Source organism: Pseudomonas sp. NY11955 (genome assembly GCF_048068035.1).
Classification (GTDB): domain Bacteria; phylum Pseudomonadota; class Gammaproteobacteria; order Pseudomonadales; family Pseudomonadaceae; genus Aquipseudomonas.
Genome location: NZ_JBLUPS010000003.1, coordinates 506,424 through 531,456, shown reverse-complemented (window position 1 = coordinate 531,456; position 25,033 = coordinate 506,424). Strand labels below are relative to the sequence as shown.

The window sequence follows — 25,033 nt, the reverse complement described above, 5'->3', positions numbered from 1 at the left end:
TTTTAATGTTCATTGCCATGTGGTGGTATTTCACACGTTGAACCGCCCTACCAACGCCGTCATCTCCCCCACCAGCCCCGACAGCGCCTTGCTCGCCTCGCTGGTTTGCTGGGCGCCCGTCGCCGAATGGTTGGACAGCTCGCGGATGTTCAGCAGGTTGCGGTCCACTTCTCGCGCCACCTGGGCCTGTTCTTCGGCCGCACTGGCAATGACCAGATTGCGCTCGTTGATTTCGCCGATCGCACTGTAGATGCCTTCCAGCACCTGCCCTGAGGCCAGGGTCACATCCAGTGTCGATTGAGCGCGACTGGTACTGGCCTGCATCGAAGCCACCGCCGCTTCGGTCCCTGCTTGCACGCGGCCGATCATCTGCTCGATTTCCTGGGTCGATTGTTGCGTACGGTAGGCCAGCGTGCGCACTTCGTCCGCCACCACCGCAAAGCCGCGTCCAGCCTCACCGGCGCGGGCGGCCTCGATGGCAGCATTGAGCGCCAGCAGGTTGGTTTGCTCGGACACCGAGCGGATCACTTCCAGTACCTTGCCGATATCCCGCACCTGCCCGACCAACTGCTGCAGGTGCGCGCTGCTGGTCTGGATCTCGCGGGTCATGGCTTCGGTGCCGTCGATGTTGTCGCTGACTTGCCGGCGGCTTTGCGCGGCCAACTGGTTGGATTCACTGGTGGTCTGCGAGGTGGTGATGGCATTGCGCGCAACCTCCTCCACGGCCGTGGTCATTTCGGTCACGGCGGTGGCGGCCTGCTCCAGCTCCTGCCCCTGCTGGCGCAGGTTGTTGGCGCTTTGCTCGGTGACCGCGTTCAACGCCGTGGCGGCTGCGTCCAACTGCCGGGCACAGCCGTTGATCTGCCCAAGGGTGTCGCGCTGGCTCTGCTGCATGCGCTGCAGCTCGTGGAACAGCTGGCCGATTTCGTTGCTGCCCTGCCCTTGCACCGACACGCTCAAGTCACCACCGGCAATGCGCTGGAAATGCCGGCCAGCCTCACGCAGCGGGTGCAGCACACGCTGGGCAATGAAGGCCCAGCACAGCGCCGCCAGCACCAAGGTCACCGCCAGCAGCCCCAGGCTCAGCAGTTGCGCCCGGGCCAAGCGCCGGTCGGACTCGAGCATGATCTGCTGACCACGTTCGCTCAATGCGCCAACCAGCTGCTGACGCAGCGCTTGTAGCCGGCCCATGGCATTGCCGGCGTCGCTGTTGACCTTGAAGTACTGCTCCAGCGAGCGCTGGCGGGTTGCATCGCGCTGCCCTGCCACTGCCTTGGCGTAGTCGGCAAAGGTAGCCTGCAGCTCGGTCGCCAAGGTGCGAAGCGCTGGCTCGCGGGCGTTTTCGACAAACGCGTCGACCAGCGCCTGGCTCTTGTCGTTCAGCTCAACCGACAGCGCCATGCGTTTGCTCGCACTTTCGTCATGGCCACCCAGCTGCTCGATGAAACCCGAAGACACATTGGCGCTGGCACGAATCGCCATCAGCAACGCATTGTTCAACCGGTCCGACTGGTGAGCCGTCTGGTCCAGTTCCGTGATCTGCTGGTCGCTACCCACGGCTGCCCACCAGGCACTGGCAGTGGAAAACAGCAGGGTCAGGCTGAACAGCGACAACACCCAGAACATTCCGGTGCGGATCTTGAGGTTGGCAAGCATGCGGGCAGTACTCCTTGTTGGCACCACTTCTGGTCGATGATTCGACGGTGGGTGTGCTGCTATCGGAGGTGCTGGCGCAGGCTTGAGGCGCCGGGATGCGGTTATGGGCGGTAACCGAACAGATGTTGCGCAGCCAACCTCAGCGGTTCAGGAAGTCGGCTACCGCCTCGGCGAATGCTTGTGGTTGGTCCAGCATGATGAAATGGAAGCTGCCATCGATACGCTTGAAGCGGATACCCGGCGTACCGGCATAGGCGTTGGTGAAGGTTGCATCGACGCGGGCTGCGGGTATGCCATACAAGGGGTCATAGGCGTAAACGACTTCTACCGGTGCCCGAATACCGCCAAGCTCCGAACGCAGATCGGTGGTCATCAATTCATACGTGGCATCGGCAACCGTCTGCCGGTCCGAACGCAGCGCCGCCTCGACCAACGCCGGCCTGGCCTCGGCAGACTTGGCCAGCCGGTCGATGGCTGTGCGCTGCATTGCTTGTGCCTGCGCTGCCGGGGCCGCCAGCAGCGCATCGCGAAATGCAGCAGCCTGCGGTGCAGCCGTTTCGGCGTTTGCCGCCGGGTCGATCAATAACGTGTAGAACGGCAGCGCATCGACAACCATCAGCCGCCCGACCCGTTCGGGATGACGAGCGCCAAGCATCAGCGCGACCTCGCCACCCAGCGAATGGCCGATGATGGCCGGCGCCTTCAGGTGCTGGCTGCGGATATAGTCTGCAATGGCCTCGGCCACGGGCGCGGCCACGCGCCCGTCCACGGCGGGCACGGCAGGCGAACCGGCAAAACCGGAAAGCTGCACCAGATGCAGGCGGTGCTGCTCGCGCAGCGTGCTGGCGAGCCCCGCCCATACCTCACGCGATGAGGCCAGGCCCGGGATCAGGATAACGTCCGGCCCGGCGCCTTCGACCTGCACCGAAATGCGTTCGCTTAGCGCAGGCGCTGGCTGGCCGGGTGCGGCCAATGCCGAAGACAGCGACAAGCTGGCCCCGATTGCCGCCAGCAGGGTACGTACGCGCATGTCAGCCACTCCTTTGACTTCTACCGAGAAAAGCCCGCCACTATAAGGCGCGCGGCCAGCCATGGGAAAACTATCGTTTGCATCCCGGGGCGCCGCACCGTTAAAGTCGGGGCCTGGGCGCTGGCTGCGCCTGCGGTCCGCGCGAAGGGGTTGCCCGAGCCATGCATCATCACATTCCCATACCAGCTCCCGGCTTGTCGGCGGACCGAGCCCCAAAGGAGTTGGCATGCCCGCCATCAATGCATCCCGTCACCACGGCCTGCTCGACCTGCCCGCCTTGCGCAAACGCGCCAAGCGCCTGCTGAGCGCCCTGAACGATCACCAGGCCGACGACGCCCGCGAGCAATTGCGCACGCTTGGCCTGCCCGGCCCGGACTACCGGCTTGCCGATACCCAATGGCTGGTGGCCCGCGAAGCCGGCTTTGCCAGTTGGCCAAAGCTCAAGGCACATGCCGATGCCGTGGCCTTTGCCGCACGCCACCCCAGGTTCGTCGCCGATGACGAAGCCGCCGTGCAGCACTGGCGCTGCGGCAACGACATCGCCCACAGCTTGCGCACCGCCGGGTTTGCCGGCGCCTTCCAGATGTTCGACGACCCCATGGTCATGGGGCCGGTACCGGCCCTGCCCGAGGCGCAGTACTGGCAGGTTCGTGGCGCCTATGTGCAGCAGGCGTTCAACCTCCGGCCCGAGGACGTCGAGCAGCGCCAGGCCGCACAGCGAGCGGCATTGGCCGGGCTGAGCAGCGACAGCCAGTTGGTGCTGTGGTGCGAGGCCGACGCCTACGACCAGCTGTTCCTGATTCGCGTGCTCGCCAGCCTCCCCAGCCTGCCACGGCGGCTGGAGCTGATCGAAGCTGACCAGGTGCCCGGTATCGAACGCTTCATCGGCATCGGCCAATTGGCGCCTGACCTGCTGGCGTGGTTGTGGCCACAACGTCGCGCACTGGGTGAAGATGCACTGGCCCTGGCACGCCAGGCATGGGCAGCCTACACCGCACCCACCCCGCAGGCCTGGGCAGCGCTTGCCGGCCGCCAGCACACGGCCTTGCCTTTACTGGGCCGGGCATTGGCGCGCCAGCTACAGGAACTGCCAGGGGCGAATGACGGTTTGAGCCTTACCGAGCGCCTGTTGCTAGGCGTGCTGGCCTCTCGCGGCGAGCTACCGGCCGGCCGCGTGTTTGGCCAGTTGATGATGCAGGATGACCCGCTGCCTTACCTGGGTGACATGATGTTCCATGTCCTGTTGCAGCCGTTGATCCATGCGCCACAGCCGCTGCTGCTGGAAGGCCCTGGAGAAGCCTGGGCACAACGGCCGTTGCGGCTGACCCCGCTTGCCGAGCAAGTGCTGGCAGGAAAGGCGCACTGGCTGGATCACAACCCCGCGCAGCGCTGGGTTGGCGGGGTGCTGGTCAATGCGGGTGACAAGCCTTGGGTGGTCAGCGAGCAAGGTCAGGTGCACCGGCGCCAATAACCGGCAAGCCATCAAGGCATGCGGGAACCTGTAGGAGCAGCCTTGTGCTGCGAAAGGGCAATTACTGTCGATGCAAATCGTTAGCCTTATGTCCGTTCGCAGCACAAGGCTGCTCCTACAGGCGCGGCGCCGACCAGACGGGTTGCGCAGAAAATCACATCAGCGCCGCCTGCGCCAGACGCTGGGTGGCCAAGCGGATCTCATCCACATCCAGCGAAGCGAACCCCAGGCGCAGCGCATTCTCGGCATGGCCAAACGGCGAAAACTGTCGCCCACTGCGCACCACCAGGTCCAGCGCCAGCGCGTTGTCGACCAACTGATCCACGTTGATCGCATCGGTAAACCTCACCCACAGCGCCAGCCCGCCTTCGGGCACCTGCACGGTGACCTGTTCGCCGAACGCGTCACGCAAACACGCCAGCAAGGTTTCGCGGCGCCGGCGGTACTCGCGGTTGACCCGGCGCAAGTGCTTCTTCAGTTCACCATCATTGATCAAGTCCGCCAGCATCCGCTGCATCACCGCATCGCCTTGCCCCAGGGTCAGCGTCGCCCTGCGCTCCAGCACGGCCGTCACCTCCACCGGCGCCACGATATAGCTGCAACGGAACGTGCTGCCCAATGGCTTGGACAGGGTGCCGATGTAAATCACATGCCGCTGCTGGCGGTCGCTGGCCAAAGGCAGATAAGGCCGCCCGGAAAAGTGGTATTCGTAGTCGTAGTCTTCTTCGACCACGCAGAAGTCGTGTTGCCGCGCCAGCTCCAGCAACTGCTGACGGCGCGCTGCTGGCAAGCTGACCGTGGTCGGAAACTGGTGATGAGGGGTTATGTACATCATCCGTACCCTGTGCTGCCGGCACAGGGCGTCGAGCTGATCGACACGGCAACCCTCATGGTCCAGGTCCACGGTCACCAACCGGGCACCCAGTTGACGAAAAATCTCCCATGCAGGCGGATAACTCAGGCGCTCGACCAGCACAACGTCACCTGGCCTGAGCAACACGCTGGCCACCAGCGACAACGACATCTGCACACCCTGGGTCAGGCAGATATGCTCGGCGCCAACGTTCAGGCTGCGGTTGTGCCTGAGCATGTCGGCCAAGGCGGCGCGCAGGTACAGGCCGCTGCAATCGCTGCCATGGCGCACGCTGTTGCTGGTGAAGCTGCTGCGCAAGGCGTTGCGGTAATAGCGGTGCAAGACAGCCTGTGGCAGCAGGCGATGGTCACAGGCGCCATTGTCGAAAAACAACGCACCTGGCCGCCCCTGCTGCGCTGCGGCCTGCTCGTTGGCCTTGAAGTAGGCAACGGCGGGCTCCTCTGGCAGTGCCAGGGCAAACGGCCGCGCGCCACCCGGCGCGGCCAGTGTGCCAAGCGCCAACTGCTGACTGACGAAGGTGCCCCGGCGCTGCACGCTTTGCAGCCAGCCTTTGGTTTCGGCTTCTTCGTAGGCAAGGATCACCGTCTTGCGGTTGACGTTGAGCAGTTGCGCCATCTCCCGCGTGCCCGGCAAGGGCGTGCCAGGGCGCAAGCGGCCCTCGTTGATCGCGGCCACCAGCCCTTCGACGATCTGCCGGTACGAAGCCTGCGCCCCATCGAGCTTGAGCAGTGGCTGCCATTTACGTAGCTGGACCATGTGAATTATCCAAATCTGGAGGTTCTGCTGGTCCTGGACTATAGCAACAATCGAACCTCCAATTGCCCCGAGGTGTTCATGCAAAGCCGCCACGTCATTGAATTGTCGCCTTCGGGCAAAACTTTCGAAGCCAACCACGAACTGCTGCTCGACGCCATGCTCGCCAGCGGCCTGCCGGTCCCCTTCTCCTGCCGTCGCGGCGCCTGCGGCTCGTGCAAGGTCAAGGTGGTATCGGGGCAATATCAGGACAAGCAGCGGGACGCGGACACTCCGGCCCCCTCCTACCCCCTGGCCGCCGACGAAATGCTGCTGTGCCAGAGCCACGCCTGCAGCGACATGCGCCTGGAGATACCTGGCTGGTCACTGGACACCCCGACACTGGAAACCCACGCACAGGTTGTTGCCAAGCGCGCGCTCAGTGCAGACATCGTCGAGCTGGTGCTGCAGCCTGCTCTGCCACTGGATGTTCGAGCTGGCCAGTACGTACGGTTCCAGCTGGACAACGGCGACAGCCGCTGTTTCTCCATTGCCAACCTGCCTGTCCAGCAGCAAGGGCAACTGGTGTTTCACATCCGCACGGTCAGCGGTGGCCTGTTCACCGAGGGTGTGCTGCCCACCCTGCAAGCAGGTGCATCGGTAAGGCTCGAAGGCCCGCTGGGCGCCTGTACCTGGCAACACGATGAGCAACGCCCACTGGTGCTGCTGGCCACCGGCACCGGTTACGCCGGCATCAAGCCCTTGCTGCTGACGGCCTTGGCCGGCGATACCGAGGTCACGCTGTACTGGGGCGGCTCATCGACCGCGGATTTCTACGACCACGCGTTTCTCGAACAGGCCAGCCGCGAGCACCCACATTTTCGCTGGCACCCGGTACTCTCGGCCGAGGCACGCATCCAGCAGGTGGCGTTGGACCAAGGGCATTGCTGGGACGAAACCCAGGTCTATGCCTGCGGCAATGCCACGATGATCAGCCAGGCCCGCGAACACTGCCTGGCGGCGGGCGTACCACCCCATCGCTTCGTCGCCGAGGCCTTTGTCGCCAGCGGCGCACTGGCAACGCAGGCGTCATCAGCCGGCACGCTGCACCCTGAGCTGGAAAAGGTCGGCCCTCGCTACTCGCTGGACGGCATGCTCGCGGCTCGCGAGCAGTCGGTTCGGTCCGTGGCCGCTATTGCCAGCCAACTGCAAGTCGGCATGACTACCGCCCAGGCGCTGGAAATGGCCGCGCAAACCCTGCAGGCAATGGGCGCGTCGCACACCTGGCACCCCACTTACATCCGTTTTGGCGACGATACCGTGCGCACGCCACGGCAGGGCATCGATCTGCAACGCGTATTACGTAACACGGACATCGTCGTGGTCGACGTTGGCCCGGTATGGGATGGCTATGAAGGTGACTATGGCGACACCTTCGTGTTTGGCCAGCACGCACTGCACCACGCCTGCGTAAAGGCGTTGCATGAAGTGTTCGACGAAACCCGCCAGGCCTGGGGACGTGGGCTGACCGGGCGCGAGCTCTATGACTTCGCCGAGTGCAGCGCCAAGGCCAAGGGCTGGCAGCTTGAGCGGAACCTGGCCGGGCATCGCATCGCCGACTTCCCGCATGTGTTGTATGGCCAGGACAAACTGGCCGAGGTGGAAATCGTCCCGAGCGAGGTGGTGTGGGTACTGGAGATACAGTTGTGCCACCCTACCGAACCGGTCGGGGCATTCTTCGAAGACATCCTGATTAGTGCTGCCTGAGCCGAGCGAAATGTAGCGCCCAGGCATGCAAAAAAACGTGATTCAAGCGATGATGAGGCAAAACGCCACCACTCATAAGGACATACCCCGTGGACGCCTCGTCAACCCTTCGCAGCATGCTGGCCAACAACCGCATCGTGGTGCCCGCCTATCAACGCGCCTATGCCTGGGATACGCCCGTTGAAGGTTCGACCCGCGTCAGCCAGACACAGGTGTTTCTGACCGACCTGGAAGCCTACCGCAACAGCCACTCCCGCAGCCCTTATTACTTCGGCCATTTTCTGTTCGAGCAGACGCAGCGTGAGTATCGGGTCATCGACGGCCAGCAACGGCTGACCACGATCACGCTGTTTCTGGCGGCCTTGTTCGCGTGCTTGCAAGCCAAACGCGCCCTGACCGAAGATGAACAGGACTGCTACAAAGACATGATCAAGCGAGACAGCCAGATCCGCTTGAAGACGGTCGACTACGACAACCCGATCTTTGTCGATTACGTGATCAACCAATCCAGAACCGTCGCCCCTGCTTCTCTCACCACCTCTGCCCAGCGACTCATCAATGGGTTCGACTTCTTCAAAAAGCACTTGGGGGCTCAGCCTGAAGCCTACCTGACCGACATGCTGCGGATCGTTTCCCAGGCGTCGTGCAGTACGCACCCGGTGCGGGACGAGGCAGAAGCCATCCAGATGTTCATCTTCCAGAACAACCGCGGCAAGCGCCCGTCCAACCTTGAAGTGGTGAAGGCGCAGTTCATGTATGCCATCCACCTTCATGGCGAAGATCAACACGCCAAAGACAGCCTGATCGAAGAAATCCAGCAGCGCTTCGAGACCATCTACAAGTCGATCTCAGCCATTGAATACCGCATCAACGAAGACGACGTGCTGCAGTACACCCTGCGCGTGCACTTCAATACCCTGTGGGAAAGCGGCGCGCTGGAGCGGATTGAGAAAATGCTCGCAGCAGAGGCGCCGCTTGAATTTGTGAGAGACTTCACTCGGTCACTGGCCATCAGTTTCGAGCATTTGTCGGAGTTTTTCGGCGATGACGAGCGAAGCAGTTTTCAGATCCACTCACTGGTGAGCTTGGGCGGGATCGCGGTTGTGCTGCCATTTATTCTCAAGGCCTATCGCTTTGGTCTCCCCCTGCCAGACAAGAACCAGCTTTGTGTCGCCTTTGAAAGCCTAATCATCCGTCATCGCCTGATTGGTACCCGCGCGGATATCACGTCACGCATCAATGATATTTACGAGGCTTTTACCAGCGAAGCGCCGACGATAGCCCCTATCCTTGAGCGCATCGAGTACCTCAAGACCGTAACCAGCGGCTGGTGGGCTTTTTGGAACAATGAAAGGCTGGCAGAGGCTTTAGAATGGAATATCCGGCATTCCATCGCCAGGCATTTGCTCTGGAAGTATGAAGTACACCTGGAAGGACAAGGCCAGCGCGGTTACGCGCCACGGCGCAATAACGACACCAAGCGTCCAGAGCTGGAGCACATCGCGCCCACCACCGAGCCCACCGCTAGCCCACATGGTTACGGTACCTACGACGAAACCTTCAAGGGCGAGTACCTGAACTGCCTTGGCAACTACCTGCTGCTGTCCAAGTCCCACAACTGTGCCGTGGGAAACATTCTATTCAGCGAAAAACTGGCTACCTATAAGCACAACTACCAACAGCGGGAAGTCGCAACGTTCGTCAGTGCCGGCGGCCTGTGGGACCGCGATGCAATCCAGGTTCGGCACGATAAAATCGTTGCCGCACTGATGGCTGAGCTTTAAGTAACTGATTTACAACACATGGAATTGAAAAATGCTTCAATGGCCCGCCCACTCAAAGATCACTTGCTTTAATGCAAAAAATGAAGTCATCGCCGACTCTGCTCGCAGCAGGCTGGATTTAGCAGACTCGCTGATGCTGCACCACGACCATAAGAAGCCATTAACTTGTCACATTGAGGTTCTCACCAGGTCGGCCGACTGGACCACCTGGAATTCAGTCAATGTGAAAAGGATTGAAGACCATATCGTCTACGACCTTGAATTTGACGGTTACCAGGTAAAAATCGAACGCGTCAGCAAGCCCAGCAGAACGTTGTGCAGCAAACCCTTCCGGTGGCAGCTCGAAATAAGCGTTGAAGAGGACAACGCGCTTGCGCTGGATAAAAAGCCTATCGGCACGCGTTTCAAGGTGGCTCGAAGCGATGCCTCGGTCAAAACCATTCAAACCACTATCGAGAAGGTGTTCGGTTTACCCCATGGCTCCGTTTGTTTGCTGACGCCCGATGGCCAAAACGCCAATTTGCGCACCTCCATAAAAAACCTGAGGAGCAAATGGAAACAGAGCTAACGCTGAACCGCTGTCGGCGCCCTTGCCACGGGCTAGCGTAAGCAAGGGCGCAGGTAGAGACTCCGCGGTTGCCGCTTCAGGCGCCGAGTGAACCCAGCACGCGTTGCAGCGTGTCCCGAGTGGCTTGCGTACACGCCTGCATCGGCTCGCGCAACTCGTCTGCAATCAGGTTTTGCAACCGCAGCGCCGCCTTCACCACGGCCGGGTTTGGCTCGGCAAAGGCCACCTTGATCCACGGCAGCAACTGGTAGAACGTGCCACGTGCAGCCGCCCAATCGCCGCGGTCGACCTGCTGCAACATGCGCACATACAGGTCGGCGCGCACATGCGCGGAGGCTGAAATGGCCCCTGCACCACCCAGGCACAGGTTGTTGAAAATCTGCAGGTCTTCACCGGCCAGCACCTGGGCGTGGCCGTCCTCGATCAGGGCCATGGTGGTCTCGCTGTCGCCGCTGCAGTCCTTCACGGCCGCAATGCGCGGGTGGCGAACGATACGGCGCAGGGTTTCACGCTCGATGCGCACGCCGGTGCGATAGGGAATGTCGTAGACGATCACCGGCACGCTGGCGGCATCGGCCACGGTGGCGAAGAAAGCTTCGATGCCGGCCTGCGACGGGCGGATGTAGCACGGTGCGGGAACCAGCAGGCCGCCAAGGTCACGCTGCTGGATTTCAGCCTGCAAGCCCAGCAGTTCCCGCAGGTTGTAACCCGACAGGCCCATCACCACCCTGCCCGGTTCCACCCAGGCCAGTACGGCATCCAGCACCGCCAGTTGCTCGGCCTTGGACAACGCCGCCGCCTCCCCCGTGGTACCGCACACCACGAAACCGGCCACGCCGTCTTCGAGCAGCTTCTTCACCAGCCGTTCCAGGCCGGGGAAATCGATTTCGTTGTCGCGCATTGGCGTGACGAGGGCGATCCAGATACCACGGAAATTCGACATGCAAAAACTCCTGATGTTGACCGAAAGTCAGCGTCAGAGGATGAAGAGTCGAAGTGGTCTGGCAGGGATACCTGGCGCCTTCTGTCTCGTCAGCCCACCTGACGAGACAGCGCGCCTCGGTCAGATGAGCGGCTGTTTCTTGGATTTCTTGGCAACGGCAACGCACGCGCCTGCCTGGGCGAGGAAGCCCGAAGCGGAAATGGCGTGGTTGGATATGGACATGCTGGCAAGCCCGTTGCGTTGGTATGGCCGGATAATGGTGGGGCATCGGGGCTGATGTCAACCCTGGCCATGTGTGGTCTGCGGCCAATCGACTCGATGCGCTCAACGCCACTCGCTGTACGGCTCCAGCGGCGTTACCGGCAAGGCCAGGTTGCCGCGCCATGGCTCGAACAGGTAGCGCAGGTAAAGCATGCCATGGCTAGGTACGTAGTCATCGCTGTGCTGCCAGTCAAAACCACCGCCCAGTACCCAATGGTCACTCAGGCGCCGCTCGAACAGGCCGCGCAGACGGTAGCCCAACCCGTTGCTGTCGCTGGCCTCGGTCATGGCATCGATGTTGGAATCGACGCCATACTGCGCCAGCACCTTGCGGTTGAGGTGCGCGTCCGGGTACAAGCGGCTACTGCCGCTGTGAGCCTGGGACCAACTGACGGAACCTTCCAGCAATACCGACCAGTCGTAGTTGCGCCAGGCGTAACTGACCGGCACGCCCACCGAGCTGTAGCGCTGGGGGCTGTAGTAACCGCCCTGCCCCAGGCTGTAGCCGCCCAGGTCCTTGTCGTGGCGCCAGTGCATCAGCGTCAGGCCAACGCGTACACGCTCGTCGGCCTTCTCCACCACCCGGTGGTAATAGCCCGCCATGGCCCGAGTACGCTGGTTGTCGGCCACGTGCTCGCCGTACAGCCAATGGTGCCCCAGGCTGGCCCACACCCCGTTGTCGCCCCCTTGGTCCCAGCTCAGGCCGAGCGTGGCACCGTTGGCGGTGACCCCGCCCCAGCGCACGCCCGTCGGGCGGTCGCGTGCCCCGGCGAACGACAACAGGGAATTGCTCATCGGCCGGCGCGAGGCAGTCAGCGACCAGCCAACCTGGCCCAGGTCGCCGTTGAGCGTTGCGCCGCCCAGCCAGTTGTCGATCGCATAGCCTTGGGTGGTGCCCAGGTCGAACGCCCAGCGGCTGCCCTGCCAACCCAACGCCAGTACGCTGCCGTTCGCGGTCTGCGAACCGCCCGTGCACGCGGGCAGCGTTTTGCCGTCAACGGTCTGGCCAACGAACTGGCAGCTGCCGAAGTCGGGGGTGTAGCGCCCGTCATCGTTCGGCTCGAACGCGCCCGCATCCATGCCGATACGCTCTACCCGCGCAAAGGCAGTGCCGTCCTGCCAAGGGGTGTCGACATGCAACAAGGTCGAATGGGTACTCAGTTCGGAAGTGCCAGGCGTACCGCCATCCTCGCGCCAGCCATAGTCGTGCATCAGCGTCACATGGGTATTGCGTTGCCGATACAGGGCATCCACGTCACTGCGCAGGCTGCGCGCCAGCCAGTCGTCGCCGTCCTGCTCGCGGCTGGCTAGCGTCAGCGCACGGTCATCCCGTGGTGCTAGTGCAGCGCGGTCCAACAACTGTGCATCGGCCATCGCTGCCGCATGGAGGTCCAGCGCCCGTTGCGGGTCATCCCGCGCGACCAGGCGGGCGGCGTCGCGCCGCAACAACGGATCGGGTCGCGTCTGCTGCGTTGCAATCCGGTCGAGCAGCCTGGCCGCCTGCTGGCGTTCGCCCAAGGCGACCCAGACCGCCGCCAGGCGCCGCTGGGCATTGCTGTCATCATCGGCCAATTGTGGCACTTGCACGCCCAGCATGTGCCGGGCCTGCGCCAGGTTACCTTCGGCCACTGCGCTTTCCATCACCCCAAGGCGTGCATCAGCACGGCCTGGTTGCACGGTAAGCACACGCTGGTAATAGCCGCGCGCTTGGCCAGGTTCACCGCGCGCGGCTGCCCAATCGGCCAACAGCATCCAGTCATCCGGGCTACCTTCACCACGCGCTAGGGCGGCTTCAAGCAAGGCGGTGGCCTCGGCGCTGTGGCCTTGGGCCTGCAACTGCTGCGCCGAGGCCAGGGTCAGGCGCCGTTGAATGCGCTGGTGCAGCGCGCGCATGTCCGGGTTCCAGGTCGCCTGCGGGATCGCGCCCAGGCTGTCCAAGGCCAAGGCGTCACGGTCGCTGGACTCCAGGAACAGGCCGTGGGCATAGCGGGTTGCCGGGTCGAGTGGCTGCTGTTGCACCAGCCTGGCGAATGCCGTATCAGCCTCGCTCATGCGCCCCTGGTGACGCAGGCTGTTGGCCAACTGATAGACCAGCCAAGGCTCATCCGGAGCCAAGGCGCTGGCCTGGCCCAACACGTGGCTGGCCAGCACCCAGTCTTCGCGCTGCAGGGCTTGGTCCGCTTGCTGGCGCAGGCGCGCCAGTGTCAGGCTGCGGCGCAGGCTGGCGAACTGCACTTGCTGGCGTGGTGGCAGGCTGTCCAGGTAGGCTTGCGCCTTGGCTGGCGATTGCGCCTGGTACACGCGCATCAAACCACGCACGGCGCTTGGGTTGTCCGGCGCCATGCGCCGCACCTGCAGAAAATGCCGTTCGGCAGTAGCCGCATTGCCTTCGGCCATCGAAACATCCGCCAGCCCCAACACGGCGAACGGGTCGTTCGGACGCTGCTGGTGCGCCTGCTGATAACGTGAACGCGCTGTTCGCAGGTCCTTGGCATCCAGCGCACGGTCGCCCTTCTGGATCACCGCCCAGTAGTGGCTCACCGCTTCCATGTCGCTCCATTTGCTGATCTTGTAGCTGTCCTGTTCCTTGCCAGTCGCTGCTCGAAAAGCGGCATTGGCTTGGCCGTATCGCTTTTGCGACATCAGGGCATAACCCAAGGCCCCCTGCAGGCTGGCATCGTCCGGGTACTGGCGCAGCGCCCGGCGCAGCTGTGCTTCGGCTTCGGCATGGCGGCCCTTGTCGAGCAACACCTTGCCCCGTTGGCCGGCCTGCCAGGCCGGGTCGGCCAGCAGTTTGCGTTGCTGTTGCAGGGTCTCGCTGGCCTGCGCCAACAGTGGCGAGGCCGGGTAGCGCTGGAGAAACGCTTGCCAGGCCGTCGCGCTGCCGGTGCTCACCGCTAGCCCGGACAGGTAGTCGAACTCGCGCTGGGCCGCGGCGTCCCGCGCATTGGGGTCACGCGCCAGCTGGTCCAGCAAGGCCAAGGCCTCGCGGTCGCGCTTTTCGGCGAACAACCAGCCGGCCAGGGTCTGGCGCAGCCCGGCGCTGCCTGGATACTGCTGATCCAAACGCTGCAACTGGCGGATCGCCTCAGCCCGCTGCCCCTGTAAATTGCCGCGCACGCGCCAGTAGTCCAGGGCCAATTCAAGGCTGGGTGGCTCGCCGGCAAACAACTGCTCATAGGCCGCCAGCGCCTCTTCATTGCGGCCGGTGACCGCCAGCAAGCGCGCCTGCTGCAAGCGCCGCGCAGGCTCCGGTCGTTGCAGCTCAAGCAGACGCCTGGCCTGGCGTGCTTGCAGGCTGCCCGGCGCAACAGCGTTGATTCGGGCACTCAGCTGCTCGGCTTCGCTGCTGTTCTTTTCGCGCAATGCCAGGTTCAAGGCCGCCAGCAACACATCCGGGTTGCGCGGTTCCAGCAACTGCAGCCGGCCCAGTGCATCGCGCACCAGGTCATCACGGTGCAGCGCCTCGCCACGGCGCACCTGGTCCAGCAGCCATTGGCGCTGCTCAGCGGCGTCCTTGGGTTGCCCGGCTGCCTGGCAGGTGACTGCCGCCAGCATCAGCATGCCGATCATTCGCTGCATGGCGCGCTCCAGGCCGGCACCAGGCGGCCGTGCAGGTCAAAACGGTAGCGGGCCTCGTCCCAGCCTTGGCCAAACAGTGCCAAAACTTGGCTGTAATACGCCTTGGCCTCGACCGGCTGTTCTCGCAAGCGCTGACGCTGGGCCGCCAAGCCGGCCACGTGCGTCGGCGAGGCTGCCAGCAAAGGCAGCAATGCCGCAGAGAAACCGGCCGGGCCATGGCCGCTGGCTTCGCCGCTGCGTGCATCCACGTGCTCGGGGGGGAGCCCATGGCGCTGGGTCAATGCCGCCATCGGCGCAAAATGGGCGACCAGTTCGCTGCGCTGCGCCGCATCCTTGGCCAGCATGCCGACCCACAGGTACACACGAATGGCGTCGTAATCACCAGCACTGCCATGCTTCGGGTCCGCCGCTGGCTTACCGCTCGGTGTCCACAGCAGCCAGTCCGGGGCAAAGCCTTTTGGCGACGAAGCCAACCACAAGCGCCGCGTGTTGGCCGCCAGCTCCCCCCACAAGGGGTCCACCTCGCTGAAGCGGTCGAACAGCTGCAGTGGCAGGTAGCTGGGGTTCAGGCGGGTACCCTGGGCGTCCTCGAAGCCGTAGTCGCCAGGCAGCAGCATCACCCCAAGGCCTGGGAGTTTGCGCACGGTCTGCGCCGCAATGCGCCACAGCAGCCGCTGGCCCAGCTGCGTATAGGCCGGCTGCTGCCACAAGCGCCCTGCTTCGAGCAGGCTGTAGGCGATCCACAGGTCGGCATCGCTGGCGTTGTTGGCGTCCAACACCTGCCATTGCCGCTGCTCGTTTCGCCCCCACAGCCAGGCCGGCAGGTGCCTGGCCAGGTCACCCTCGGCGAGGTTGTTGCCGGTCCAGCGCAGCAGCTGGGCGAAGGCTTCCCGGTCATTGCCCACCAAGGCGAAGAACAGCCCATAGCTCTGCCCTTCCGAGGTGGTGATCAGGCGCTCATCGCTCGGGTCGATCACCCGGCCATCCACACTCACCAGCTCGGCCTTGAAACGCTCCCAGGCAGGCCATGAGCAAGCCGCCTCGGCGTTGGCGAAAACGGGCAGGCCCAAGGCGACCAGCCCTATCAGCATCCGGCGCATCATCAACCTGCCTCACCCAAACGGCGCTTGCCGGCCCAGCGCAGTGCCCGCCACAGCAAGAAGGCGAACAGCACCACGCAAACGGCCGCGATCATCGCCAGCAACACCGGCTGCTCGGACAAGTGGAACCACAGCAGCAGCCACCACGGCAGCGCGCCGACAAAATAGTGCTCGCCGACAAACTGGCTGCTCACGCCACTGCTGCGTACCAGCGCTACCGAGCCTGCCACTGCATCGAGCTTGCCCACATCGCCAAGCACATCGCGCAGCAACGCGTAGTCGCTGTCGCTGTTGGCCAGCAGGGCGACCACGCTGCGTTGCGCGTGGAACGGTGATTTGAGCCCGGTGATGGCAGCAATCGGCGCCTGCGCGCTGACGGCCACGCGGCTGCTCGCGGCCACCGGCTCGGTATCGAAACGCTGGCTGCCAGGCAACCTTGCGTTGCGGCCCTGCAACAGCCAGTCGCGCTGGGCACTGAGCAGCAAGCCAAGGTTGGGCGCATCGCTCAATGCCTCGGGCAGGCTGCCGATCAGCAGCAAGTCGGCGTCAGCCGTTGTAGCTTGTTTCCAGTCATCGATCAGTTGCAGGCCAAGCGCCGGGTAACCGATCTGCCCAGCCAGCCCGCCAACGGTGTCGAGCAAGGTGCCAACTTGCATCGCCGTGGGTTTGGCCGGCATGACCACCAGGGTCTCGGACAGGTCGGCCATGCGGCTGAACGGGAAGCCGCTGCGGGCGAAGGCACGCAGGTCGGGCATGGCGATGTAATGGTGATAACCGGACAGGTCGATGGTCGAGTTGTCGTCGATCGCTGCGCGCACGTCTACCGGCAGCGAGGTCTGGCAACGGTCGCGCTGGGCGCTGCCCAGGGTACTGGCAAAGCTGAAATCGAAGCGGATGCGGTTGCGGTCGCCAATCTTCAGCGCCGGTACCAGCGACTTCTCGGTCACTGCCGTGTTGTCAGTGGGCAGCACGGCCAGGCGCATTTGCTCGAGCGTACCGCCGCGCCGGTCGTTGCCCAGCAGCGGCATGCTGGTGATGTACTGGTCGTTGACACTGATGCTCAGGCGCGATTCATCGGTCACCGCCGGTGCGGTGTAGCGGTACAGGGTGCGCAACGCAATGCCCTGGTTGCGCCAGACGAACAAGTCGGGCGGCAGGTTCAGTTCCAGTGTCACCGGCCGCGGTTGCAAGCCGCTGACTTGCAGTTGCTCGGGGTAATCCAGCAGTTCGGCAAAGCGTACCGGCCGGTCAGTGCGTGTCCAGTTCGGCGCATCGTAGGGCTGGCGTGGTTGCAGCGCGGTCAACTGCTCCACCTTGACCCGCGCGCCACGGAACAGGTTGTTGCCGACCGCCAGCGCCGAAGCAGCCTTGACCAGGTCGTCGTCGTTACGGCCCAGCACCAGCAGCACTTTGCTGAAGCGGTCGTCGGGGTGGTCGATCATCTGCAGCACCGGGCCGTCGACCGGCGGGAACTGCTGCAGGTCGGCGAGGAACGCCGGGCGGCGGTCGTTGCTGGCAAACACGATGCTCGGCACAGGCCTGTCGCCACGGGCCGGCAGGTGGTTGTACAGCACCGGGAAGCTGGCTTTGCGCCAACCGGCCTGGCTGCCGAAATAGGAGGCCAGGATGGCCGCCGCGCGCTGCTCGCCCAGGCTCGGCACGCCGCTGAACACCACCGGCAGTTCTACCTTGCCGGTGTCGCGCGTATCGAAGAACGGCAATGGGAAGTACGCCAAGTCGTTTTCCAGCACCAGCGCCTGCTCGTGCAACTGCACCTGGCTCTTGCGGTTCAGGTTCAACCACAGGCCGCTGTGCGCCGGGTCTTCGCAGATGTCGGTGTAGTGCCCGACGAACTCCAGGCGTACCCGGTTGAAGTCGCTGAGCAGTTTCGGGTCCAACGGCAGCTGGCGGCGCACGCGTTGGCCCAACTGGTCCTTCTCCACCGGCACCACGCCCATCAATTCGTCATTGAGGTAGACGCGCAGGTGCGACAGGTTCGGCAGCAGCGCCGGCGAAGGCGTGTAGTCAAGTTGCAAGCTGGCCTCGGTAGCCAGGCGATCGCGACGCAAGCCGAATTCGATATGCTCGCTGTTGCGTACGCCCAGCAGCAGGCTGTCCGATGCATGCCCAAGCTGCTCGAAGGTTTTCGTGGCTGGCCAGTTCGGTACCGTGGGTGTGGGTATTGCGGGCTCGGCAAGCGGGGCTACGGAAGCAGCGGCGGCACTCTGCGACAAGGCGGCGAACAGTGCCATCGCCAGGCCCCAGGTACGCGCGGGATAACCAGTCATCATGCGTCTCGATCAACAGGGTTCATGGAAGGGATTGCCCGCGGCGTGCGGGGCCAGTAGCTGGCCAGCCACAACGCCAGCGTTCGCAGTGGGCGCAACCACGCCCGCAGCCATGGCGGCATGTGCTCGACGAGGCGCAGGTAACCGACACCGCCCAGCTTCAGTACATCGATCAGGCTGCGCAGCGGGCGCTCCACCTCATGCTCCTCGCTCCAGCCAAGCCAGGCATCGGCACGGGCAAAGGTGCAGTGGACCAGGTCGATGCGCTGTTGCTGGTCAAGCGCGTGGAACACCAGGCCCACGTGTTGGCCGACGGTACGGGTGACACACGCTTGGAAGGCGAACTCACGCTGGCCGCGATTGAGCAGCAGACGTACCTGCGCCCCCGGTTTCAGCTCAAGGCCTTGCGGCACCTGCAAGCCGACACCACCCTCGGAGTAATCGACCAGGGTGCAGGGGTAGGCATGACCGCTGGCCAGCACCAACCCCGCCGGCAAGCGCATCTGCACCCGATGGGCACGGCGCACCTGGCGCACTTCGGCGGCCACGGCAACGGCGGCGCCAATGATCAGCAGGTTGTAGATCACCCACAGCGAGCTGACGATCACCGTGCCGATTTCTGCCGTGGGGCCGGTGAACAGGCGCCACGCGGCAAAGCCCAGGCCAACCACGTTGAGCGCCGCCAACCACAGGTAAGGCTGGGCGATACGCCAGTCGAACTGCGCCTGCTCCATCAGGCCGCCCTTGGCGGTGACGTTGAACGTGCCCTTTTTCGGCGCGAACAGCGCGACCGTGGTCGGGCGGGCGATGTACCAGGCCAGCACGGTCTCGTACACCTCGCCCCAGAAGGTTTGCCGGTACTTGCCCTGCATCCGCGAGTTGGTCAGGCTGGCGTGGATCATGTGCGGCAGCACGTACAGCAGAATCATCAATGCCGGTGCGTAGATGATGTAGGCATGCAGCAACAGGAACGCCAACGGCGCGGTCAGGAACACCAGCCGTGGCAGGCCGGCCAGGAAGTGCAGCATGGCGTTGGCGTAGCACACCCGCTGGAACAGGCTAAGCCCACGCCCGAACAACGGGTTGTCGGTGCGGAAGATCTGCACCATGCCACGTGCCCAGCGAATGCGCTGGCCAATGTGCGCCGACAGGCTTTCGGTGGCCAGGCCCGCGGCCTGCGCAATGCTCAGGTAGGCCGACGACCACCCCTGGCGGTGCATGCGCAGGGCGGTGTGAGCATCTTCGGTCACGGTCTCGACGGCAAAACCACCGATGCTTTCCAATGCGCTGCGGCGCAGCACGGCACAAGAGCCGCAGAAAAACGCCGCGTTCCACATGTCGTTGCCATCCTGGATCAAGCCGTAGAACAGTTCACCTTCATTGGGGCGTCGGCGGAACGAGCCGAGGTTGCGCTCGAACGGGTCTGGCGAGAAGAAATGGTGCGGTGTCTGCACCAGCGCCAGTTTCGGGTCTTTGAGAAACCAGCCCACGGTCATTTGCAGAAAGGAGCGCACCGGCACATGGTCGCAGTCGAAGATGGCGATCAGCTCGCTGTCGGTCACACCCAGCGCATGGTTGAGGTTGCCGGCCTTGGCGTGCTTGTTGTCGGGCCGCACGATATAGCCCACCCCGACTTCGTCGGCAAAGGCACGGAATGCTGCGCGGCGGCCGTCATCGAGGATGTAGATGCGCAGGCACTCGCGTGGCCAGTCCAGCCCCAGCGCGGCCAGTACCGTGGTGCGTACCACCGACAAGTCTTCGTTGTAGGTGGGAATCAGCAAATCGACGGTGGGCCAGTGCTGCGGGTTGGCCGGCAGGTTGGCCGGCTTGCGCTGCAAGGGCCAGCTGGTCTGGATGTAACCCAGGATCAGCACGAACCACGAATAGGTTTCGGCCGCCAGCAGAATCACCCCGAACACCAGGTCGGTGGTGTCGTTCCAGTTCAGGGTCGAGGTGTAGCGCCACCACAGGTAGCGGCACGAGATGATGGTCGACAGCACGATCAGCATCAGGGTCGGGAAGCGCCCCGGCATGTGTCGCACCAGCATGGCAATGCCCAGCAACAGGCAGATGAACGTCAGTTGCGCCAGGTAGCCGAACGGTTCTGTCACACACAACAACGCCAGGCTGATGGCGCACACGGTCAGCACACTGTAGAACCCTCGACGGGCGAGCACGCTCAGTCCGCGCAGGCGTACCGAGGCTTGGTGCCTGAACGCGCTGGCACGGTAGCGCGCGGGTACCCGTTGCAGTGCATCGACCAGCAGGCCACGGTAATGGCGCGCAACCCGGCCTGCACCTCGCAGGTGCAAGCGCACTGCGCCCCATATGCGGCGGCCAGGCACGGCTGCGTGCGCCACCGGTTGGCACCGCAGCAGCAACCACAGGCTCTGGATCAGCAGCCGTAGCGGGTCGCCCAGGGTCGGGCGCTTGCCCACCAGCTGCGGGTACAGGCGCTGGCGCTCGGCCAGCAGCGCCTGCCAGGCGGGTGACTCCAGGCGCAGGAACAGAAAGGCCAGCCACACGCCGAGGGTGAACAGCCAGGCAACCGGCAAGCGCGCGCCACGGGCCGTGAACCAGGTATAGGCCGACAGAGGGGTCAAGGTCACGGCTGACGCCTCGTCATGCAGCGCACCGCCAGGCTCTGCACATCCCGGCAGGCCAGGCTTTGCGGGGCGTAATGGCCAAGCGGCGCCTTGCATGCCAGGGCTTCGAGGAAGGCTTCGTCGCGGTGGACCACCTGGATCGGCAAGCGATCGCCGAACAGCTCGCGCCACACCATCAACAGGTCGCTCTGCAAGCGGCTGGCCGGGTCGTAGCGGTTGACCAGCAGCATGTCATAGTGCTCGACCGGTCGGCGCCCGAGCAGCAGGTGGCTGGCCATTTCGGCCTCGGCCACCAGTACCCGCACATCGGTCTCGATGCCATTGTCAGCGCTGTCGGCGGGCAGGTAAGGCAGGTCGAACAACAGCCAGTCGAACGGCTCGGCCAGTTCGGCCTGGCGTGCACGCCAGGCCTGCGCGTCGGGCACAAGGTGCCGCGCACCGCCTGGCAGGTTGCCGAACGGTAACAGGCACAGGCCATCGAGCACCTCATACACGGCATCGCTGAGCGGCCGCCCTTCCCGCTCGGCCAGCGCCCAGCCCTCGGACGTGTCCAGCGGCAGGTTGAAGTGCAGCCCGAGCAGGTTGCTTGGGCACAGGTCAATCAGCAGCACCCGCTCGCCCACACCCTGCAGCGCATAGCCCAGTGCAGCCAGCAAGGCGCTGCGCCCCAGGCCTCCGCGTAGCCCGTGCAGGGCCAGGCTGGTCATGGCGAAACACCCTCGCGCGGCGTGACAGCCGCGCACAACGTACCCTGGCTGCCGGCCCGACAGCTTTCACCCAGCAACGGCCAGCGCTGCAGGGCTTGCTGAACGCCCACCAGCATCGAGATGTCCTGGTAGTTCAGCGTGGGCATGCCCAGGTGCTGGCGCAGTTGGGCAATGTCGTCGCTACGGTCGAATGGGTCTGCCTTTCCAGCGATCATGGGCGCTCCTTGGGGATGGGCTGCCAGTCAGGCTGGCCTTGCAGGCGCATGTAGGCGCGCCCCTGGTAATGCAGCACCTGCGCGCCGGCGGTTTCGGCCACCTGTTCGGTGGTTGGCAGGTCGGTCAACAGGCCGGGCACATCCAGCACTTGCTGCTGGCCCAGGCCTGCGTACACCCGCGAGACCAGCTCGGACAAAGCCAGGTAACTGGTAGCCGACGTGACCCGCAGCGGCTCGCTGCGGCCGGGCTGGCCCATGCCAATGAACTTCAGGCCGACCGGCACGTGGGTAATCGACGGCGTGGGGATTTCGCGCATGCCCGACAGCTGCATGCGGTCGCCATGCAACGCGGCGCCATGCTCTGGAACGATGGCCACCACTACCCGGCGGCCACTGCGTTCCAGGTCATCGAGGAAGGTGCCAAGCTCGCCGAACAGGCGATTGGCGCGGGTGGCATAGTCGGCCACGCGGGTACCGCCGTCAGCGGTGACGATACGGTTGCCGTCATGCAGGCTGATGCTGTTGTAGAACAGCGACACATGCTGATTCGGAATGCTCTTGCGTTGACCCCACCAACCGCGCAGCACATCCAGGTCGCTGGCAATCGGCGAGCCATCGAAGCCCACCAGTGCCCGTGGGAAGTCGGTGTTGCGCAGGCTCGGTTGTGGCATGCGCTGCTGGGTAATGTCGCCGATGAAGTTGTCGAACCGGCCACTGTGGTTGAGCAAGGTGTTGCTCTGGAAACCCAGCCGGGCCAGGTTCTGGAACAACAGGCACTGTTCCGGGGCGCTCTGGTACAGGCCGGCGTGGGACGACTGCCCGCAGCTGGCACGCAGCACACGTATCGCGGCCGGGCCGCTGTAGGAAGTCGCTGAGTTGAACTGGTCGAAGATCACATCCATGCGCGACAGCAGCGGGTTGTCGCGCAGCCCCACGGCGGACAGGTCGTCCCAGGCCAGCGAGCAGATGTTGATCACCAGCAGGTCGAACGGCTGCTCATCGGCGTTCAGCGCAGGGAACGTCGTCACCCGCTCACGTTCACTGGCGAAGAAGCGTTCGAGCCAGCTGTCGAGCGTAGCATTGTCAGCGGCTGCGCCTGCCGGTACCGGTTCGGCCGTGGTACCAGCCGCCACGCTGGGCGCCAAGCTCGCACCCAGCGATGGCAAGCCGCCGACCGCCAACCAGGCCAGCCCCAGCAGGCTCAGGGTACTCAGGCGCAGCCAATGGCGCAGGTACAGGTAGCCCACCAGCAATAGCGCCAGCGCGCCCAGCAAGCTCCAGTTGACGAAGCGGCCCAGTAGTTCGAGCAGGTAGTCCCACGAGAAGTCCAACACTCCCGGCTGTGCCAGCAAACGGCTGAAGGGCGGCAGCCAGGTGTCCTGGTAGAACAGCGCAATGCCGATTGGCACCGCCACCAGTTGCCGGCCAATGCGCAACCCTTTGCCCGGCAAAGGGATCAGCAGAAACGCGGCGAACACCAGGTTCGGTAACGCCTGGAAGTCGAGCATGCCAACGGCGACCAACAAGAATTTGGCGAAAAAATAGAGGTTCCACCCTCCCAGTCCAGGCCAACGGGCCAGTACCGGGAGGGTGACGGCGGTATTAGTCATTCTGGGGGTCCTGGCGTGCAGCGCGGTGGCGTACGCCCAGCGGTTTCAAATAACGGGGGGAAAGGCGGCGGCGCAACCTGCCGCGCAATGCCACGCACAGGCGCAGTAGCAGCAAGGCCAGGGCGAGCGTGACCAGTGCGGTAATGCCGACCACCTGCAGCAGTTGCACGAAGTTCATGCGCCACCCCGCTTGGCCAGCGCGACCTTGCGCGGTGCCAATGCCGACCACGCCTGTGCCGGCCGCTGTGCCGCCAGGTTGGCTCGGGGTGGCTGCGCCAAGCTGCAGTCGAGAAACGCCGGGGCGGCCAGGCTGTCGAGGTCGGCAAGCACTTCCTGGCTGATGAACAGCTCTTTCCACGACAGCTGGAAGATGTGGTCCAGTGCTTGTTCGACACCTTCGCAGCGGCAAGCGAACAGGAACAGGAACAGCACGTCGCCAACCACGCAGGCAATATCGCCATCACGGCGGAACACCGTGCGCGAGCAGGCCTGCACTGGGGTCAGCCCGGGCGCCGGGCGCAACACCAGCAACTGGTGAACGATTTCACCGTTGCGCACACCCGGCCACATGCTCTGCACGGCTTCGGCGAATGCACGGGGCGCCACCAGCCCGCAGATGGCCAGCGGCCGTAGCCGGGCCAGCAAGGCGTCGAAATCGCCTGGCAGATGCCGGCGCCAGACATAGCCCTGGATGCTTTCGACCATGGTCAAAAAGCGCGACAGGCTGGCGCCGAACGGCACGATCTGGGTGGCGCCGCAGGCCAGCAGCAATTGTTCATCTTGATAACGCAGGGTGGGTGCCATCTCGCGCACCACCAACTTCAAGGCGTTGCCACGCAACTGGCGCAGGCGGTGTAGCTGGCGTGCCAGGCTGTCCAGACGCTGCCCAGCATCCATGGCGAAGATCACCGTGGCAGACACCGCACGGCTGGCTTTGGCGCTCAAGTCATCAAGGCTTTCGTAGATCTGCCAGTGCTCGGAGAACGCGGGTGCGCCTTCCAATGCCGGGCGCTGGGCCAGATACAGCAGTTCATCGCCACCGGCGTCGGATGGCACCTGAGGCGCCCCGTCAACGGCAAACCCCGCATCAAGGCGCGCCAGCTGCAGCTCGCGAGTGCCGGCCTTGCCCAGCAGGTTGCTCCAGAAGTGCTGCAGGTAGCCCACACCGCCGTTGCCGCGGTACACCTGGGCCAATCCGTCCACGCTCTGGTTGCCTGCACGCAGGCACTCGACCAAGCCGGTGCTCTGCCCGCCACTGATGACCAGCAGCAACGCCGCTTCGGCCAACAACACGGGGCGCAAGGCATCGCACCAGCGCTCAGCTTCGGTGCCCGCCCAGGCATCGGCCGGCGCCAGCAGCACCAGCACACGCCCACGGGCGTCAAGACGGGGTAGATCCTGGAGCAGATAGCGGGTGGCGTGCGGGTTGGTTCCATACAGCGCCAGCTCGGTCGGGCCTTGCGCGGGGTCGAGCGTGCCCAGCACGTCATCCATGGCTTGCGTTTCGGCAATCAGGGCTGCCCTGGCATGGCCGGGCATGCCTTCGATCACCTGGCGGCATAGCAAAGTGGCGTCTTCGGCGGCGTCACAGGCTAACCAATACAGTCCTTGCTGATGAAGCTGGCTGCTCTCGGCGCTCAGGCCGGAAACCGCCAACAACGGTATTGCATACGTCAAAACACTGGCTCTAATAACTAAAATGAAACGGCTTGAAAGTTGAATGTGACATATCGGCTGTCAAAGCCTTATGACCGATGTCAATAAAACGGCAAAAACGGTACGAATCACACAAACGCGTCAATTCTACAGCACCAAGGCAAATTGCAATCAGACGAAAAT

General features: G+C 64.0%; 18 protein-coding genes. 5 read left to right on the top strand and 13 right to left on the bottom strand.

The window, feature by feature from the left end; genetic code table 11:
* Window positions 1-30: 30 nt before the first annotated feature.
* Together ACNFBR_RS08305 and ACNFBR_RS08300 are read right to left on the bottom strand one after the other, a co-directional pair.
* A complete protein-coding gene (locus ACNFBR_RS08305) occupies window positions 31-1,656 on the bottom strand; it encodes a methyl-accepting chemotaxis protein (protein WP_416734449.1) in 1,626 nt (541 codons plus the stop codon).
* Window positions 1,657-1,795: 139 nt separating this feature from the next.
* Window positions 1,796-2,686, bottom strand: a complete 891-nt coding sequence (locus ACNFBR_RS08300; protein WP_416734448.1) for an alpha/beta fold hydrolase — start codon at window positions 2,684-2,686, stop codon at window positions 1,796-1,798.
* 226 nt (window positions 2,687-2,912) lie between these two features.
* On the opposite strand from ACNFBR_RS08300, the gene ACNFBR_RS08295 reads away from it, so the two are divergent.
* Window positions 2,913-4,157 carry a DUF1835 domain-containing protein gene (locus tag ACNFBR_RS08295; protein WP_416734447.1) on the top strand — a complete coding sequence of 415 codons (1,245 nt, stop codon included), beginning with the start codon at window positions 2,913-2,915 and terminating at the stop codon, window positions 4,155-4,157.
* 154 nt (window positions 4,158-4,311) lie between these two features.
* Here the strand turns inward: ACNFBR_RS08295 and ACNFBR_RS08290 are convergent, their stop codons facing one another.
* Window positions 4,312-5,787 (bottom strand): PLP-dependent aminotransferase family protein, encoded by a 1,476-nt coding sequence (locus ACNFBR_RS08290; protein WP_416734446.1) that lies wholly within the window; start codon window positions 5,785-5,787, stop codon window positions 4,312-4,314.
* On the opposite strand from ACNFBR_RS08290, the gene ACNFBR_RS08285 reads away from it, so the two are divergent.
* The 3 genes from ACNFBR_RS08285 (at window position 5,788) to ACNFBR_RS08275 (ending at window position 9,882) form a co-directional block, all read left to right on the top strand.
* Window positions 5,788-7,530 carry a M24 family metallopeptidase gene (locus ACNFBR_RS08285; protein WP_416734445.1) on the top strand — a complete coding sequence of 581 codons (1,743 nt, stop codon included), beginning with the start codon at window positions 5,788-5,790 and terminating at the stop codon, window positions 7,528-7,530.
* A gap of 89 nt (window positions 7,531-7,619) precedes the next feature.
* Window positions 7,620-9,314, top strand: coding sequence for a GmrSD restriction endonuclease domain-containing protein (locus ACNFBR_RS08280; RefSeq protein ID WP_416734444.1), 1,695 nt, complete (start codon window positions 7,620-7,622; stop codon window positions 9,312-9,314).
* 31 nt (window positions 9,315-9,345) lie between these two features.
* Window positions 9,346-9,882, top strand: coding sequence for a hypothetical protein (locus ACNFBR_RS08275; protein WP_012272811.1), 537 nt, complete (start codon window positions 9,346-9,348; stop codon window positions 9,880-9,882).
* Window positions 9,883-9,958: 76 nt separating this feature from the next.
* Here the strand turns inward: ACNFBR_RS08275 and dapA are convergent, their stop codons facing one another.
* Complete coding sequence (gene dapA, locus ACNFBR_RS08270) at window positions 9,959-10,825, bottom strand: 4-hydroxy-tetrahydrodipicolinate synthase (protein WP_416734443.1); 867 nt, start codon at window positions 10,823-10,825, stop codon at window positions 9,959-9,961.
* Here dapA and ACNFBR_RS08265 point away from each other — a divergent pair.
* Complete coding sequence (locus ACNFBR_RS08265) at window positions 10,824-11,102, top strand: hypothetical protein (RefSeq protein WP_416734442.1); 279 nt, start codon at window positions 10,824-10,826, stop codon at window positions 11,100-11,102. The genes dapA and ACNFBR_RS08265 overlap by 2 nt on opposite strands.
* 47 nt (window positions 11,103-11,149) lie before the next feature.
* Here ACNFBR_RS08265 and bcsC read toward each other — a convergent pair whose 3' ends face one another.
* The 9 genes from bcsC to ACNFBR_RS08220 are packed head-to-tail and all read right to left on the bottom strand — an operon-like array spanning window position 11,150 to window position 24,859.
* Complete coding sequence (gene bcsC / locus ACNFBR_RS08260; RefSeq protein WP_416734441.1) at window positions 11,150-14,668, bottom strand: cellulose synthase complex outer membrane protein BcsC; 3,519 nt, start codon at window positions 14,666-14,668, stop codon at window positions 11,150-11,152.
* Complete coding sequence (gene bcsZ, locus ACNFBR_RS08255; protein ID WP_416734440.1) at window positions 14,656-15,771, bottom strand: cellulose synthase complex periplasmic endoglucanase BcsZ; 1,116 nt, start codon at window positions 15,769-15,771, stop codon at window positions 14,656-14,658. Before bcsZ ends, bcsC begins: the two co-directional genes overlap by 13 nt.
* Entirely contained in the window at window positions 15,771-18,059 is a 2,289-nt protein-coding gene (gene bcsB / locus ACNFBR_RS08250; RefSeq protein ID WP_416734439.1) for a cellulose biosynthesis cyclic di-GMP-binding regulatory protein BcsB, read from the bottom strand. The genes bcsZ and bcsB overlap by 1 nt, the downstream gene beginning before the upstream one ends.
* Window positions 18,056-20,665 carry a UDP-forming cellulose synthase catalytic subunit gene (bcsA, locus tag ACNFBR_RS08245; protein WP_416734438.1) on the bottom strand — a complete coding sequence of 870 codons (2,610 nt, stop codon included), beginning with the start codon at window positions 20,663-20,665 and terminating at the stop codon, window positions 18,056-18,058. Before bcsA ends, bcsB begins: the two co-directional genes overlap by 4 nt.
* Window positions 20,662-21,369: a cellulose biosynthesis protein BcsQ gene (gene bcsQ / locus ACNFBR_RS08240; RefSeq protein WP_416734437.1), complete on the bottom strand. Its 708-nt coding sequence runs from the start codon at window positions 21,367-21,369 to the stop codon at window positions 20,662-20,664. The genes bcsA and bcsQ overlap by 4 nt, the downstream gene beginning before the upstream one ends.
* A complete protein-coding gene (gene bcsR / locus ACNFBR_RS08235; protein WP_416734436.1) occupies window positions 21,366-21,584 on the bottom strand; it encodes a cellulose biosynthesis protein BcsR in 219 nt (72 codons plus the stop codon). Before bcsR ends, bcsQ begins: the two co-directional genes overlap by 4 nt.
* On the bottom strand, window positions 21,581-23,194 hold the full coding sequence (bcsG, locus tag ACNFBR_RS08230; RefSeq protein WP_416734435.1) for a cellulose biosynthesis protein BcsG: 1,614 nt from the start codon (window positions 23,192-23,194) through the stop codon (window positions 21,581-21,583). The genes bcsR and bcsG overlap by 4 nt, the downstream gene beginning before the upstream one ends.
* Window positions 23,187-23,372: a cellulose biosynthesis protein BcsF gene (bcsF, locus tag ACNFBR_RS08225; RefSeq protein ID WP_416734434.1), complete on the bottom strand. Its 186-nt coding sequence runs from the start codon at window positions 23,370-23,372 to the stop codon at window positions 23,187-23,189. The genes bcsG and bcsF overlap by 8 nt, the downstream gene beginning before the upstream one ends.
* Window positions 23,369-24,859, bottom strand: a complete 1,491-nt coding sequence (locus tag ACNFBR_RS08220; RefSeq protein ID WP_416734507.1) for a BcsE family c-di-GMP-binding protein — start codon at window positions 24,857-24,859, stop codon at window positions 23,369-23,371. The genes bcsF and ACNFBR_RS08220 overlap by 4 nt, the downstream gene beginning before the upstream one ends.
* Window positions 24,860-25,033: the final 174 nt, after the last annotated feature.